Origin of the sequence: Pseudomonas sp. GM84, assembly GCF_000282535.1 — a bacterium.
Taxonomy (GTDB): Bacteria; Pseudomonadota; Gammaproteobacteria; order Pseudomonadales; family Pseudomonadaceae; genus Aquipseudomonas.
The window spans coordinates 1-14,617 of sequence record NZ_AKJC01000306.1 but is presented as its reverse complement, the minus strand read 5'-3'; the positions used below and the strand labels follow the sequence as shown (position 1 = coordinate 14,617).

Here is a 14,617-nt window from a genome sequence, read left to right as displayed (position 1 = left end):
GCCGGCGATAGGGCCGGTACTGCCACCTCACCCCAACGCCTGTAACCGCTGTTCGATATGCCGCCGCTCCGGCGCCTGCCGGGTCAGCTCCAGCGCCCGCCGCCAGGCCGCCCTGGCCTCTTCGACATTGCCCAGTTGCTGGTGCAGCTCGGCCCGCGCCGCATGCGCCAGGTGATACTCAAGCAAGTCCCCAGCCCGCAAAATCGCCTCGACCTCACGCAACCCCACCTGCGGCCCATCCCGCTGGGCCAGTGCCACGGCCCGATTAAGCGCCACCACGGGTGAAGGCCAATGCTGCTGCAGCACATCGTAAAGCCCGACGATCTCCACCCAGTCCGTTTCATCGGCGCTCGATGCCTCGGCATGCACTGCAGCGATCGCCGCCTGCACGGTATAGGCCCCGAACGCTCGGCTGCGCAACGCCAGCCGCACCAGCTCGCAACCTTCGCGGATCTGTTCGCGGTCCCAAAGGCTGCGATCCTGCTGGTCGAGCAGCACCAGGTTGCCCTCGGCATCACTGCGCGCCCGCTGCCGCGATGCCTGCAACAGCATCAGCGCCAGCAGGCCGACGGCCTCCGGGTCCGGCAACAGCTGCACCAGCAAACGTCCGAGGCGAATCGCCTCATCGCTCAGTTCCTGCTGCAGCAGCCCTTCGCCGGATGACGCCGAGTAACCCTCGTTGAACACCAGGTAGATCACGCGCAACACACTCTCCAGCCGCTCCGGCAGCTCGTGCAGCTCCGGCACCTGGTAAGGAATGCACGCATCGCGGATCTTGGCCTTGGCACGCACGATGCGTTGGGCGATGGTCGCCGGGCTCTGCAGAAACGCCCGGGCAATCTGCTCGGTGGTCAGGTCGCAGACTTCACGCAGGGTCAACGGCACCTGGGCATCGGCGGCCAAGGCCGGGTGGCAGCAGGTGAAGATCAGCCGCAGGCGGTCGTCGGCGAGCAATTCCTCCTCGCTGGGGTCTTGGCCCTGGCCCTCGATGAGCATGATCAGGTCTGCCTGGGAGCGGTCGAACCGTGCGCGCCGGCGCAGCGCGTCGATGGCCTTGAAGCGGCCGGCCGACACCAGCCAGGCGCGCGGATTGTCCGGGATGCCATCGCGCTGCCAACGCTCCACGGCAATGAAGAAGGCATCGTGCAGGGCCTCCTCGGCCAGGTCGAAATCGCCCAGCAAACGGATCAGCGTCGCGAGAATGCGGCGCGAGTCGCGGCGGTACACCGCTTCGACTTCAGCACGTACCGCGCTCACCTGCGCCATCAGTCCGGCATCCGCTGGGTTACTACCTCCACCAGGCGGTCCAGGCTTTCTCCCCAGCCCTGGTAGAAGCCCATTTCTTCATGGGCCCGGCTGTCGGCGGCGCTCCAGTGCCAGGCACGGGCGGTGTAACGGGTCTTGCCCTGTTCCTCGTCAAAGGTGATGACCGCCGTCATGAAGGCTTTGTCCGAAGGCACCCAGCCCGGGCCGAACGCGTCGGTGAATACCAGTCGACGTGGCGCGGCGATTTCCAGGAACACGCCCTGGGTTGGGTACTCGGTGCCATCTGGCGCGCGCATCAAGGTACGCAAGAGGCCGCCGACCCACAGCTGCATCTCGCATTCCGGGGTCGTCATGCCATGCGGCCCCCACCACTGCATCAGCCATTCGGGCTCGGTCCAGGCACGGAACACCTTGGCCGGCGGCGCATCGATCAGGCGGCTGATGGACAATTCGTGCTGCGCTTGCGCAGGCTGGGCAAGGCTCATGCTGGTTGTTCTCCGTGGCTGTCAGGGCTGCAATTCGCGCACTGGCCGTACTTCAACGCTGCCGACCCGCGCAGCGGGGATGCCCTTGGCGATGTTGAGCGCCTCGTTGAGATCGCGGGCATCGACCAGGTAAAAGCCCGCCAGTTGTTCTTTGGTTTCCGCGAACGGACCATCGGTCAGGCTCATGCGCCCTGCGCGCATGCGCACCGTGGTGGCGGTCTGCACAGGCTTGAGCGCCTCGGCTGCAAGCATGCGCCCGGAGCCGTGCAGCGCTTCGGCGTAGGCCATGCATTCGGCATCTTCCGGGCTGTCGGGCAGGCTGTGCAGCAGCCCTTCGTCACAATAGACCAGGCACAGGTATTTCATGGTCGTCTCCAGGGCATCGGCAAAGTGCGTTTGGCGATAGCGGCTCAGGGCTTGAGATCGAACAGTGCTTTCTGGGTTTCCATGTCGAACGGTGCCGACCAGTGTTCGTGGATCACCTGCCACTGGCCGCCTACCTTGCGATAGCCCACGGTGGCGCGCATGAAGCCGCACTGGCTTTCATCGTCTGACGGGCCACAGCGGTTGAGCCAGTGGGCCAGGCCCAGGTCGCCATCGGCATGCACGGTGAGCTCGGCCAGCTCGAAGACCATAGGGCCTGTGCAAAGGCCCATGCACATTTCCCAATGCGCCTGGTACACGGCCTTGCCCTTGAATTGCAGTTCCTTGATGGCATCGAAGGCGACGATATCGTCGGCGTAGGGGGCGACGATGTTTGGGATGTCACGGTCGCGCACGGCCTGCATCCAGCGATCGATCAGTTGGCGGATTTCGGATTCGGCTGCTGCGTTCATCGGTGGGACCTCCGGACTTTCATGAGTGTGTTTGCACAGGGGGCCTGCGCTTTCATCTCATAATCGAACGGTAGCCGGGGATATCGACAGGCCGAGAAAATTAATCTCGGTTTTGTAGCCTAAATCTGTGGGAGCGGGCGAGTAAGCGATGGACCCGACCTCACCAAAAACGTCAGCCAGATACTGGTAAGGACTTGAGGAAATAGACGACACGCTCGGTCTCGGTAAATCCAAGAGCAGTATGCATCAGATGGCTGTTGTGATTGTCCAAAGCTGCATCGGAAGCCAACTCCTCGCAACCTTTATCAGCAGCCCACTGCTCCACTGCGGCGATCAGTTGCCGGGCTACTCCTTGGCCACGGGCAGACGGTATGACGTAAATGCCTTCGAGAAATGCAACTGGAGAAGTCGTAGTCCCATTGACGTAATCATGCCGCACTGAAGCCTCGGCCAATCCCCTCGCCCTGCCTAGCTCATCCAGTGCAAGGAAAGCTACCAAGCTCTGTTCATTGCGGGCGATATCCGCCATTTCAGTCAAATGTTCATCAACTGAACAGTTTGGCCATAATGCACTGCGCAGTTCCAGCCAACCCGCTGTTTTCGGCTCTTCACACACTTGGATCATGAGCGCACCAAAGGAATCCAGATTTCCATCACGGCATTCGGGTCTGCGGGATCGAAACCTGCGGGATAACGCTCGAACAACGCCGCATCGGCCTGCTGCTCGCCCGATTGCGGCAACCACTGGAAGATGCCGTCGAAGGTCGCCTTCAGGCCCTGCAGGCTACCCCGATGCTCGAACACCGCGTAATGCTGCGGGGCCAACCTCAGCTTGCTGAAGCCTTCAGGTAACGACTCGGTAGCACTCACCTCAACGCCCGCCAGATAGTCGAAACCGCCCTGCTGGTCAGGGTTGTAGCAAACGCCGTAGCTGTCATGCCCGTGCTGCCCGGGCACATGGCCGATGTGCGGCGCGAAGCGTTGCCACAACAGCGGCAGGCCGCCCAGGTCACTCATGCTGAAACGCTCGGCGAAACCTGCCAGGGTCGGCGAGCGGCCATCTTCATAACGCGCAGGGTGTATCGGCTCCAGAGTCATTTCCATTGCCTCAAGGGATGGCTGGGGTAGCAAGAATGAATTCACGGTAGCCCGAAACGATGACATACACCGCGAAGTAGCAAAAAATCGCCGCCGACAGCAGGTACGACCAGGTCAGCAGCCGATCACCCAGCAATCGCCCCCCATGGCTGGCAATGCCGCACAGGCTCATGCACCAGACCAGCCCGGCAGCGAAGAAGCCGCCAAGAAACAATCCCGCATCCAGCAAACTGCCGCCGCCGGAGCGGGAAATCAGTACGCCCCCTACCGCGGCGAACCACAGAATGGCGCTGGGCGACGACATGGCCAGGAAGATACCGCGCAGGAACTCGCGCCATCCCGACTCCATCACCACCTCTGCCCGCGCCTCCATATGCCCACCGCGCCAGGCAGCCATCAGCATCTTCAGTGCGAACCAGACCAGTAACGCCGAGCCACCCAGCCACAACGTCCAGCGCACGCTTTCGAACTGCAACAGCACGGTCATGCCGGCAAGCGCCGCAATCGCATAGACCAGGTCGCCGACACAAGTGCCCAGGCCGAGCCAGAACCCTTGAAGGAAGCCACGCTGCATGGCCAGGGTGATCATCGCGATGTTGGCGATACCGATATCGAGGCACAGGGACAGGCTGAGGAGAAAACCGTTGGAGAATGGCATTGAATACTCGGTGGCTGACCAATTAGGCGCGGTAGAGCCTGCCACGAGTGAAGTGGGGATGGGAAGCGAGGTGTTCGGTCAGGCGAAAGCCGCCTGTTCGAACACCTCATCCGCCCACTGGTTCAAGCTCTTGCCGGCAGCACGAGCGGCGATGCTGGCAGCTGCATGCACCTCTGGCCGGATACGCAGCATGACCTTGCCCGATGCGGGCTTTTCAGGGGTGATACCTTGTTCGGCGCAGTCGGCCAGATAGTCCTCCAATGCTTCACGGAAGGCTTCATGAAGCTCGGGGACAGAGCTTGCGTGAAAGCTGATGATGTCGCGCATGCCAAGCACGCGGCCGACGAAAATATCGTCACGCTCATCGTATTCGATTCGGGCGGCATAGCCCTTGTAGCGCATGCAACTCATAGGCTGACTCCTGCCCGCAACAGGAATTCGCGGGCTTCTTCAATCTGATACCGCCTGGCTTCCTTGCCTGGATGGGGGCGATGACATCTCCAGCACTGGCCGCCAAGCATCAGCTTGACCCTGGACCCTTGCCGCTCCAGCACCTCGCCGCCGAGGTGAAGCACCAGCGCTTCGATCTCGGAAAAGGCCAATGACGACGTGGTTGGCGTCCGGTGGATGGCATCGAAAATCTTTCGGTATCGAGTGTTCATGGAAAAATGCTATCAAAATAAGATAGCACTTTTTCCTTAATATTCATTCAGGATTTTTCGTCCCCCGCCAGCACCTGCGCATAGCGTGCACGGTCCACGTTGGCCCCGCTCAGCACCACCGCCACCCGTTTGCCCCGCTGGCTTTCGCGCTCTTGCATCAACGCCGCCAGCGCGGCAGCTCCCGCACCTTCGGCGGTGTTGTGGGTGGCCTCGTGGTAGAGCCGCATGGCCTCGGCGATTTCGCCGTCGGTGACCCGCACGATCCGCGCAGCATGCTGGCGAACCAGGGCAAACGCATCAGGGTGCGGCACGCGGCAGGCCATGCCATCGGCGAAAGTCTCGGCGCTGGCGGTGGTGACGATGCGCCCTTGCTCGAAACTTTGCGCGTAGGCATCGGCCGCGCTGGAAACCACCCCTACGATCTCGGTCTTCAACCCCAGCAGGTTGCGCGCCTGGATCAGCCCGCAGATGCCCGATCCCATGCCGATCGGCACGTAGACGCAGTCCAGCGCCTGCACGGCTTCGAACAGCTCCAGGGCATAGGTGGCCACGCCACGCACCAGTTCCGGGTGGAACGACGGGACCATGTCATAGCCCAGGGCCTCGGCCAGTCGAGCAGCCTCCTCGCGGGCCACATCGAAGTCCACGCCGTGCTCGACCAACTCGGCGCCGAGTGCGCGCATGGCGGCGTTCTTCTCTTTCGAATTGCCTTCGGGCACCACGATCACCAGCGGCACACCCGCCTGGCGCGCGGCCAGGGCCATGCTCTGGCCGTGGTTGCCACGGGTGGCGGTGACCAGCCCGCGGGGCGGCTCGCCAGCGGCCAGCAGCGAGCGCACGTAGACCAGGCCGCCACGCACCTTGAACGCCCCTGTCGGCGCGTGGTTCTCGTGCTTGACCCAGACCTCGCAGCCCAACCGCTCGGCCAGCAACGGCCAACGGTACTGTGGGGTAGCGGGGACATGCTGGTGGACGAAGGCGGCGGCTTCACGCAGGGCGGCAAGGTCGAACATGGCGGTCATCCTTTATCGGTACGAGGTTGAACCGATCCTAGGCGCCGGGCATTGTATGGGTAAATCCTTATATTGCATGGGCGGCAATTTCATGTGGATGCCTCAACTGGCCGATGATGGCCAGCCCCGCTACCTGGCACTGGTCGACGCCATCGCCAGCGCCATCGAAGCCGGCACGCTCAAGGTCGGTGAGCGCCTGCCACCCCAGCGCCGCCTGGCCTGGAAGCTGGGGCTCAACCCCAGCACCACCCAGCAGGCCTACCGTGAAGCGGCCGCCCGACACCTGGTGGCGGGCGAAGTCGGGCGCGGCACCTATGTACTGGCGGGCAGCCGAGAAGCCACGCTGTTTCGCCTCAAGCAGCACGACAGCCAGGGCGCGCTGATCGACCTGTCGACCAACGTGCCGGTAGCCGACCCTGCCAACCAGGACCTGCAGACAAGCCTGCAAACCTTGCTGGCTCAAGGGCAGACGCAGTTGCTCGATCATTACCTTGGCCCGCAGCAACTGTTGCTGGGCCGCCTCCAGGGTGCTCGCTGGCTGAGCAATCGCGGCCTGGCCCTGTCGGCGGAGCAGTTACTACCTTGCGGCGGCGCCCAGCAGGCCCTGACCCTGCTGCTGCAGTCGTTCTGCCAGGCCGGTGAGCCGGTGCTGCTCGAAGCCCTGACCGCGCCCGGCATCAAGGCAGCGTGCCGGCAACTGCGCCTGCCGGTACACGGGGTCGCGCTCGATGCCCAGGGGCTGCTGCCGCAGGAGCTGGACCGGGTTGCCCGGGCCAGTGGCGCACGGGTGCTGGTGACGACCCCTGCCCTGCACAATCCCACCGGTGCCTGCATGGGCAACGCACGCCGCCAGGCCATCGCCGAGGTGGTCAGACGCCTGGGACTGCTGGTGATCGAGGATGATGTATACGGCGCACTCAGCGACCATGCCCCGCTCTATCCGCTGCTGGGTGAGCACGGCATTCTGATCAGCAGCCTGTCCAAGACCGTGGCCGCCGGGTTGCGTCTGGGGTGGATCGTGGCCAGCCCGGAGCTGCTGGAGCAGGTCGATCCGCATGCGGGTGCCAGCCATTGGCCCGTGTCGCCACTGAACCTGCACATCGCCTGCCAGTGGATCGAAGACGGCACGGCGGCGCGGCGGCTGGCCTGGCAGCGCAGGGAGGTCGCCGTGCGCTGGCGCCTCGCGCGCCAGTTGCTGGGAGAGACGTTGCACAACGCCAGCGAGCCCTCACCGCATGTGTGGGTAGCGGCTTCGCGGGGAGCTGACAGGGTGGTGGCGCAGTGCCGGGCGCAAGGCGTGGAGGTGGTGCCGGCGAGTGTCTTCGCGATTGGCGCGAGCGAGGTACAGGCGGTGCGTATCAGCTTGTCGGCGGCGACAAGCCGGGCCGGGCTGAAGCGGGGGTTGGAAGTGGTGCGACAGGTGTTGGCAGGCGGGTAAAACAGCCTGAAGCAGACATTGGAAACAGCGCTGCCCCCTGTGGGAGCCGGCTTGCCGGCGATAGGGCCGGAACAGGCTACTCAAGACGAAAGTCTTCTGCCTGCTCCGGCCTCATCGCCGGCAAGCCGGCTCCCACAGGGATTTGCGTCAGCGTTGGGATTTTCGGATCAACCTTGCTGGCAGCCCTCGCCCATGGCCCGGTACTGAATGGTGTGCACTTGGCCTTGATGGTCTTCATAGGTCATGGTCGCAGGCACCACTTCGCAGACATTGGGGATCGTCGACAAGTTGATCACCCGTTTGATGTCCAGGTTCATGGAGTAGTCGTACTGCTGGGCCACAGGCTCGGTGGAGACAGGCTTGGCCTCATCCGCCAGGGCGAACGAAGACATACCGACCAGTGCAAGAATCAGTAATGGTTTCATGGTGTTTGGCCTTAAAAGCAATCAAGCTGATCGATTGACTTCATGTGCCGTCATTGGCGCGGAGAAGTTGTCATCGACTGCGAAGATGACACGAAGTACCGATCCCGCTGTGTCGTACTGCCAGGGGGGATGAGTAAAATTCTACTCCCGGATAGGAATAGTTGAACCCCGACGTCGGACATTCACCCTTGTGTGATTTGCAACAATCTGCAACAAAAAACGCCTGAAAATACCGCCCCAGAGCCTCTGCCACGGGTTCACGCACGCCCTTGTCGCATTGCTTTTTTACTGGAAAACCCATGATTTCGCTAGACTGCACACAACTGATTGGCGCCGAACGCCGCCTGCTCGACCATTTCTACCGCCAGCAGGGCTCGCGCATGCGTGCAGACAATGAAGGGCAACTTTGGGTGGCGCGCGCCTCGGGCATCGTTGCAGGCCTGAGTCTCAGGCCCGTCGACGACGGTCATTGGCTTACCGGTCTGTTCGTTGCCCCGCAGCTGCGGGGCCAGGGGGTGGCCGGGCAACTGGTCAACGCCGCGTTGGCCCAGACGCAGGGCAGCACCTGGCTGTTCTGTCATCCCGAGCTTGTCGCGCTGTATGAGCGCCTTGGCTTCGAACACGCCGCCGCGCTCCCGCAAGCCTTGGCAAGCCGACTTTCACGCTACCAACGCAGCAAGCCGCTGGTCGCCCTGGTGCGTGCTCAGTCGTCGCTGGCGTCCAGCCCGGGGAACAGCACCTCGGTGTAGCCGAACTTGCTGAAATCCTGGATGCGCGACGGGTAAAGCCGCCCGATCAGGTGATCGCACTCATGCTGCACCACCCGCGCGTGAAAGCCATCGGCAAAGCGATTGATCGGTTGGCCCTGCGGGTCGATGCCCGCATAACTGATGTGTTTGTAGCGGGGTACCACACCGCGCAGACCCGGGACTGACAGGCAGCCCTCCCAGCCGTCCTCGATCTCGGTCGACAACGGCGTGATCACCGGGTTGATCAGGATGGTCTGCGGTACCGGCTCGGCATCCGGGTAACGCTCGCTGCGCTCGAAACCGAAGATCACCAGCTGCAGGTCGATGCCGATCTGCGGCGCTGCCAGCCCTACCCCACCGACATGCCGCATGGTTTCGAACATGTCGTCTATCAGTTGCTGCAGTTCGTTACTGCCGATCAGGTGGTCGGGGACCGGAGGGGCAACGCGCAGCAGGCGCTCGTCGCCCATCTTGAGGATGTCACGGATCATCGCGGGTTCGGCTCGGACGGTTGGGGCTCTACAGGGTGCTCATGGCCGAGCACGGTGATGGTTTCCTTGGCCTTGCTGCCCTCGAAATCCTTCTCGCCAGGGTTCTTGCCCTCGGTCGACATGTGCTCGATCACGGCATTCATTTCTGCGCCCAGAAGCAACACGGCCGCAGAGATGTAGAAATACAGCAAAAGCACGATGATTGCACCGATGCTGCCGTACATGGCGTTGTAGTCGGCGAAGGTCTTCACGTAGTAGGCAAAGCCCAGCGAGGCGATGATCCAGACCACCACCGCCAGCACCGAACCTGGCGTGATGAAGCGAAACTTCTGCTTCACATCGGGCATCACGTAATAGATCAACGCGACCGCCACCATCATCAGGATGATGATCGCCGGCCAGCGCAGGATCGTCCACACCGTCACCACCACCTCTTGCATGCCGACCTGGGCGGCAATCCACTCCATCACCTGCGGCCCCAGCACCATCAGTGCTGCCGTCGAGAGCAACATGCCGGCGATGCCGACGGTGTAGAAGATCGACAGCGGAATGCGTTTCCATACCGGGCGGCCTTCGGGCACGTCGTAGGCGGCGTTCATGGCGCTCATCATCAGGCGCACGCCGGCAGAAGCGGTCCACAAGGCGATCACGATACCCACCGACAGCAGGCCGCCCTTGGACTGTTGCAACTGGTCGATCACCGGATTGACCTGCTCAAGCGCCTGGGGGGGCAGCACCAGCTCCGATTGCAGGCGCAACCAGGAGAAGAAGTCGGGCAGGTGCAAAAAGCCGATCAAGGCAATCAGGAACAGCAGGAACGGAAACAGCGAAAACAGCATCTGGTAGGCCAGCGCAGACGCATAGGTGGACATCTCGTCATCGAGAAATTCCTGGACGGTGCGTACCAGCACGCGGTGCAAGGGCAGGCCGCGCAGGTCGGGGAAAATCATAGCGTCTCCTTTCGCCGCTTGATCAATACAACAGGGAAGTCTAATAGACCACGCGACTGATGTACTGCTCCCTACCGTACTAGAAGAAGTTGCCTGCTTGAAACTGTTCCGGCCTCTACCAGCAAGAGGCCGGCCCAGTCAGTGCATCATCAAGGCTTCTTCACCGCATCCTTGACGTTACCCTTGATCTGCTGCGCCTCGCCCTTGAGTTCCTGGGCCTTGCCTTCGGCGCGCAGCTTTTCGTTGTCGGTGACCTTACCGACTCCTTGCTTGATGTTGCCTACAGCTTCGTTGGCCAAGCCTTTCGCTTTGTCTTTGGTGCCGCTCATGGCAAATCTCCTGCAAATGGAGACACGGGGACCGTGTCGACAGTCGGTGGACCGAACCCCTGCGCCAGGAGTTTCAAACAATTTGCCCCGCTCAAGCCGAGCGGTGAATCTGCGGGCGAATACCGCACCAAATCGGCCCCGCGCCGCTTCGCCCCGCCAACCGGCTCCCCTAGAATCGCGGGCAAACGGCAACCCGAAGCAGGCTGCCAACCGACAAGAACAACCATTATCGGAAACCCGCACCTATGCGCCTCATGCCTTTGCTCGCGGCCTTGCTACCGCTATTGCCCTTGCCTGCACTCGCCGCCGCAGCGGCCAGTGAAACCCTGCTGGTGAACCGTTATGCCGACGATGGCGAGCCCGGCACCCTGCGCTGGGCCATCGAGACCAGCAACCAGCACCCCGGCCATTACCGCATCGAAATCGCCGCGGTCGGCCAGGCTCCGTATGTCATCCGCCCGACCCGCGCCCTGCCGGAAATCAAGGGCCCGGTGCGCATCACCGGCCAGTCCTGGGCGCGCGACGGGCAATACATCGCCATCGACGGTTCCGGCTATATCAAGGACCAAGGTGTACGCACCTGCCCCGGCGCCCTGCCCGGCCAGTTCGGCACCAATGTGCGAACCACCACCAATCCGGGACTGGTGCTGCGTGATACCCAAGGCGTGCACTTGAGCGGCCTGGAGGTGCGCAATTTCTGCATCGGCATCCTGGTCAACCGTGCAAGCGGCAACGTCATCGAAGACAACCGTATCGTCGCCAACAAGGGCGGTGCGGGGATCATGCTCACCGGCGACGACGGTGCCGGCAACCCCACAGCCACCACCACGATCAACAACAAGGTGCTGCGCAACCAGCTGATCGACAACGGCGACGGCCTGGAGCTGACCCGAGGCGCGGCGTTCAACCTGGTGGCCGACAACCTGTTCCGCTCAACTGCCGCCAACCCCGAGCCGTCACAAGGCATCGAGATCTTGCTGGGCAACGACAACACGGTGGTGCGCAACCGCTTCGAGGACTACTCGGATGGCTTGCAGATCAACTGGGGCAAGCGCAACTACCTGGGCGCCAATACGTTCAGCGGCAACTCGATCGGCGTCAGCGTGACCGGCGAAGGCAACATCCTCGATGGCAACCTGATCCACGGCAATCGCATCGGCGTCGCCCTGCGCCCGGAACCGGACCTCACCGCCACGCGCTTGAGCGGCAACCGTATCTGGGGCAACAGCCAGGATATCCGCCGCTGCGAGGCGGGTGGATCGTGTGTGGCGGATCAGCGCACGGGCGCCATCGTCTTCGGGGTGCCGGCTCAGGCCCATGCGTTGTACGTCGGTTCGCGCGGCGTAGGTGCGGACCTGCCCAAGCAGGACCAGGCGATCATCTGCGATGCCCAGGGCGAGCCCAAGCCGTGCCAGCCACTGCCCAACCACAATCAGCAGCCGCCACGGCTGGTGGCGCTGGACGGCAATGTGCTGCGTGGCGAGGTACAAGGGCCGGCGTCGAGCCTGTTGCGGGTCGAGGTGTTCGGCAATGCCGAGGCCGAGGGGACTGAAGCGCAGCAGTATCTGGGGGAAGTGCTGGTGAACAGCGATGACAAGGGCCTGGCGCGGTTTGCCCAGCCTTTGCAGAATGCCGGAGGGTTGCGCAGCTTTACCGCGACGGTGACCACGGCCGAGGGGGCGACTTCCGAGTTGAGTCTGCCGGTTCGTCGCTGAAGCTACCGGCCCTATCGCCGGCAAGCCGGCTCCCACAAGGACAACACAGGTTCTGAAAACTGTGGAGTATCTGTGGGAGCCACAAGGACAACACAGGTTCTGAAAACTGTGGAGTATCTGTGGGAGCCACAAGGACAGCGCAGGTTCTGAAAACTGAGGAGTACCTGTGGGAGCCGGCTTGCCGGCGATTAGGCCAGCAGACCTTGCCCCGCTACCCGCCACCCCTCACAATGCAGCCCTAATCAAGCGTCAACCCGCAGGAACCTGCATGAAACTCGACAAACCCGCCGCCATCGCCCGTCGCAACCAGGCGCTGGCCAAACCGGTACTCACCAGCGCCAACTCCCTGTTCGCCATCCTCGACCGCAAACGCAACCTGTGGTGGTTCGAAGTGCCGGTGGCACTGCTGCGCAAAGGCCAGCCGGACTGGGTCAACCTGCTGCTGCACACCCCCGAAACCGATGAGCTGCAGCACCTCAAGGTGCCCACCAACTTCATCAAGGCTCATCAGGAGCAGATGGAAGTGCGCAACCCCGGCAAGCGCCGCTCGACCATCAGCCTGGCACTGAGCGCCGACCGCGACTCGCTGCTGCGCGACACCCGCCCGGGTGGCGATCAGCTCGACTTCAAGCCCTTCGTACAGGCCTGATTTCAGGTCCGCTCGATGCGATCGTCATGGATGACGATGCGGCCTTGCTTGAACAACGCGCCAATCGCCTTCTTGAAGTTGCCCTTGCTGACATTGAACATGCGGCTGATCACTTCCGGGTCGCTCTTGTCGCACACCGGCAATACCCCGCCCTCGGCCTCCAGGCGCGCCATGATCTGCTCATTCAGGCCTTCGGCCAGGGCCTGGCCGACCGGCTGCAGGCTCAGGGCAATCTTGCCGTCGTGGCGCACTTCCTTGATGTAACCCTTCTCGTGCATCCCCGAACGCAGGAACTTGAACACTTCGTTCTTGTGGATCAGGCCCCAATGGCGGTTGTTGATGATCGCCTTGAAGCCCATGGGCGTCTGCCCGGCCACCAGCAGCTCGACCGGCTGGCCGACCGGGTACTCGGCCGGAGTACGGTCCAGATAGCGGTCCAGACGTGAGGTGGCGGTGATGCGGCGGGTGCGCTTGTCGAGATAGACGTGCACCACGCAGTAGTCACCCACCTTCAACGGCCGGGCCTCCTCCGAGTACGGCATCAGCAAGTCCTTGGACAGGCCCCAGTCGAGGAAGATGCCGGCACCGTTGATGTCCTTGACCTTGAGGCTGGCGAACTCGCCGACCTGAACCTTGGGCTTCTCGGTGGTGGCGATCAGCTGGTCTTCGCTGTCCAGGTAGATGAACACGTTCAGCCAGTCGTCGATTTCGGTTTCGGCGTCCTTCGGGATGTAGCGCCCGGGCAGCAGGATCTCGCCGTCGGCGCCGCCGTCCAGGTACAGGCCGAATTCCACGTGTTTCACGATTTGCAAACTGTTGTAACGCCCAAGCAGAGCCATTTCCGATGTTCCTCAAGACAAGACGGCTATTCTACACCTGAAGCCCGCGCGCTGCCCCACCGCTGATTCGGCGGAACCGTCGCACGGCCCTTGCGTCTACCGAGTGGCCAGCCCCTGCAAGGATCAGCACATGCTTCTACGCCTGTCCAAAGCCCTGCTCGTCACCCTCGGCTTCGCCCTGGTATTGGTTGCCTGCAGCCGCATCGACCTGGCCTACCGTAACCTTGACCGGCTGGTGCCGTGGTCGCTGGGCGAGTACCTGGCCATGAACCGCGAGCAGAAGACGCTACTCGACGAACGGCTCAAGCAACACCTGGCCTGGCATTGCCAGACCCAACTGCCGGGTTACCTCGACTGGCTGGACCGCGTGCGCGACATGGTTGCCGAGGACCAGGTGACCGACCAGGCCCTGCAGCAGCGCACGGCCGAGGCCCGCCAGGCGATCGGCCGCGTCGCCGAACAGATCACCCCTTCGGCCACCGAACTGCTGCGCGGCATGAGCGATGCCCAGGTCGCGAAGATGCGCGAAGCCTTCCGTGAGGACATCAGCGAGCGGCAGAAACTGTATTCCGATACGCCCTTGCCCAAGCAAATTGCCCGCCGCGCCGAGCGCATGGAAAAACGCCTGACCCCCTGGTTCGGCGAACTCACGGCGGCCCAGCGCCTGCGGGTGCTGAGCTGGTCGCAGGCGCTGGGCGACCAGAACCGCCAATCGATCGCCAACCGTGCCCATTGGCAGCAGCAGCTGCTATTGGCCATGAACCAGCGCAGCGACGCCAGCTTCGAGCCGCGCCTTGCGCAACTGCTGCAGCGCAAGGAGAGCCTGTGGACGCCGGAGTACCGTATTGCCTTCCAGAACAGCGAGCAGCAGGCGCGCAGCCTGGTCATCGACTTGCTGCACCAGAGTACGCCAGCGCAGCGCCGCTACCTGCAGGATCAGTTGGCCAAGGTGCGAACCGACTTCAGTGAGCTCAAGTGCATGAGCGGTTGACTGGCGGGCCCTATCGCCGGCAA

The 14,617-nt window shown here is 62.9% G+C and carries 20 protein-coding genes; 5 read left to right on the top strand and 15 right to left on the bottom strand.

Annotation, left to right across the window (positions count from 1 at the left end):
• Positions 1-27: 27 nt before the first annotated feature.
• From PMI38_RS21620 to PMI38_RS21575, 10 genes are all read right to left on the bottom strand, one after another.
• Entirely contained in the window at positions 28-1,266 is a 1,239-nt protein-coding gene (locus PMI38_RS21620; protein ID WP_008098808.1) for an RNA polymerase sigma factor, read from the bottom strand.
• Positions 1,266-1,751, bottom strand: coding sequence for an SRPBCC family protein (locus PMI38_RS21615; RefSeq protein ID WP_008098806.1), 486 nt, complete (start codon positions 1,749-1,751; stop codon positions 1,266-1,268). The genes PMI38_RS21620 and PMI38_RS21615 overlap by 1 nt, the downstream gene beginning before the upstream one ends.
• Positions 1,752-1,772: 21 nt before the next feature.
• Positions 1,773-2,117 carry a YciI family protein gene (locus tag PMI38_RS21610; RefSeq protein ID WP_008098803.1) on the bottom strand — a complete coding sequence of 115 codons (345 nt, stop codon included), beginning with the start codon at positions 2,115-2,117 and terminating at the stop codon, positions 1,773-1,775.
• A gap of 44 nt (positions 2,118-2,161) precedes the next feature.
• Entirely contained in the window at positions 2,162-2,587 is a 426-nt protein-coding gene (locus PMI38_RS21605) for a YybH family protein (protein WP_008098800.1), read from the bottom strand.
• Between the two features lie 172 nt (positions 2,588-2,759).
• Positions 2,760-3,212, bottom strand: coding sequence for an aminoglycoside 6'-N-acetyltransferase (aac(6'), locus tag PMI38_RS21600; RefSeq protein ID WP_050548644.1), 453 nt, complete (start codon positions 3,210-3,212; stop codon positions 2,760-2,762).
• Entirely contained in the window at positions 3,209-3,691 is a 483-nt protein-coding gene (locus PMI38_RS21595; RefSeq protein WP_043274061.1) for a GyrI-like domain-containing protein, read from the bottom strand. Before PMI38_RS21595 ends, aac(6') begins: the two co-directional genes overlap by 4 nt.
• 4 nt (positions 3,692-3,695) lie before the next feature.
• Positions 3,696-4,343 (bottom strand): LysE family translocator, encoded by a 648-nt coding sequence (locus PMI38_RS21590; RefSeq protein WP_008098796.1) that lies wholly within the window; start codon positions 4,341-4,343, stop codon positions 3,696-3,698.
• Between the two features lie 78 nt (positions 4,344-4,421).
• Entirely contained in the window at positions 4,422-4,754 is a 333-nt protein-coding gene (locus tag PMI38_RS21585) for a type II toxin-antitoxin system HicB family antitoxin (protein ID WP_008098794.1), read from the bottom strand.
• Positions 4,751-5,005, bottom strand: a complete 255-nt coding sequence (locus PMI38_RS21580; protein WP_043274060.1) for a type II toxin-antitoxin system HicA family toxin — start codon at positions 5,003-5,005, stop codon at positions 4,751-4,753. Before PMI38_RS21580 ends, PMI38_RS21585 begins: the two co-directional genes overlap by 4 nt.
• Positions 5,006-5,052: 47 nt before the next feature.
• Positions 5,053-6,018, bottom strand: a complete 966-nt coding sequence (locus PMI38_RS21575; RefSeq protein ID WP_008098792.1) for a threonine dehydratase — start codon at positions 6,016-6,018, stop codon at positions 5,053-5,055.
• A gap of 91 nt (positions 6,019-6,109) precedes the next feature.
• Here PMI38_RS21575 and PMI38_RS21570 point away from each other — a divergent pair, with 91 nt between their 5' ends.
• Positions 6,110-7,456: an aminotransferase-like domain-containing protein gene (locus PMI38_RS21570; protein ID WP_008098790.1), complete on the top strand. Its 1,347-nt coding sequence runs from the start codon at positions 6,110-6,112 to the stop codon at positions 7,454-7,456.
• 167 nt (positions 7,457-7,623) lie between these two features.
• Here the strand turns inward: PMI38_RS21570 and PMI38_RS21565 are convergent, their stop codons facing one another.
• A complete protein-coding gene (locus PMI38_RS21565) occupies positions 7,624-7,881 on the bottom strand; it encodes a DUF2790 domain-containing protein (protein ID WP_008098787.1) in 258 nt (85 codons plus the stop codon).
• A 299-nt stretch (positions 7,882-8,180) separates the two neighbouring features.
• On the opposite strand from PMI38_RS21565, the gene PMI38_RS21560 reads away from it, so the two are divergent.
• A complete protein-coding gene (locus tag PMI38_RS21560; protein WP_008098786.1) occupies positions 8,181-8,630 on the top strand; it encodes a GNAT family N-acetyltransferase in 450 nt (149 codons plus the stop codon).
• Here PMI38_RS21560 and def read toward each other — a convergent pair.
• The 3 genes from def to PMI38_RS21545 all read right to left on the bottom strand — a co-directional run bounded on the left by def (position 8,585) and on the right by PMI38_RS21545 (position 10,400).
• Positions 8,585-9,121, bottom strand: a complete 537-nt coding sequence (def, locus tag PMI38_RS21555) for a peptide deformylase (protein ID WP_008098783.1) — start codon at positions 9,119-9,121, stop codon at positions 8,585-8,587. The genes PMI38_RS21560 and def overlap by 46 nt on opposite strands.
• A complete protein-coding gene (locus tag PMI38_RS21550; protein ID WP_008098781.1) occupies positions 9,118-10,071 on the bottom strand; it encodes a YihY/virulence factor BrkB family protein in 954 nt (317 codons plus the stop codon). Before PMI38_RS21550 ends, def begins: the two co-directional genes overlap by 4 nt.
• Positions 10,072-10,220: 149 nt before the next feature.
• Positions 10,221-10,400, bottom strand: a complete 180-nt coding sequence (locus tag PMI38_RS21545) for a CsbD family protein (protein ID WP_008098780.1) — start codon at positions 10,398-10,400, stop codon at positions 10,221-10,223.
• Positions 10,401-10,645: 245 nt separating this feature from the next.
• Between PMI38_RS21545 and PMI38_RS21540 the strand changes: the two genes are divergently transcribed.
• On the top strand, positions 10,646-12,115 hold the full coding sequence (locus PMI38_RS21540) for a right-handed parallel beta-helix repeat-containing protein (protein ID WP_008098777.1): 1,470 nt from the start codon (positions 10,646-10,648) through the stop codon (positions 12,113-12,115).
• A 268-nt stretch (positions 12,116-12,383) separates the two neighbouring features.
• Complete coding sequence (locus PMI38_RS21535; RefSeq protein WP_008098775.1) at positions 12,384-12,764, top strand: hypothetical protein; 381 nt, start codon at positions 12,384-12,386, stop codon at positions 12,762-12,764.
• A gap of 2 nt (positions 12,765-12,766) precedes the next feature.
• Here PMI38_RS21535 and PMI38_RS21530 read toward each other — a convergent pair whose 3' ends face one another.
• A complete protein-coding gene (locus PMI38_RS21530; RefSeq protein ID WP_008098773.1) occupies positions 12,767-13,603 on the bottom strand; it encodes a CvfB family protein in 837 nt (278 codons plus the stop codon).
• A gap of 130 nt (positions 13,604-13,733) precedes the next feature.
• Between PMI38_RS21530 and PMI38_RS21525 the strand changes: the two genes are divergently transcribed.
• On the top strand, positions 13,734-14,594 hold the full coding sequence (locus PMI38_RS21525) for a DUF6279 family lipoprotein (protein WP_008098771.1): 861 nt from the start codon (positions 13,734-13,736) through the stop codon (positions 14,592-14,594).
• Positions 14,595-14,617: the final 23 nt, after the last annotated feature.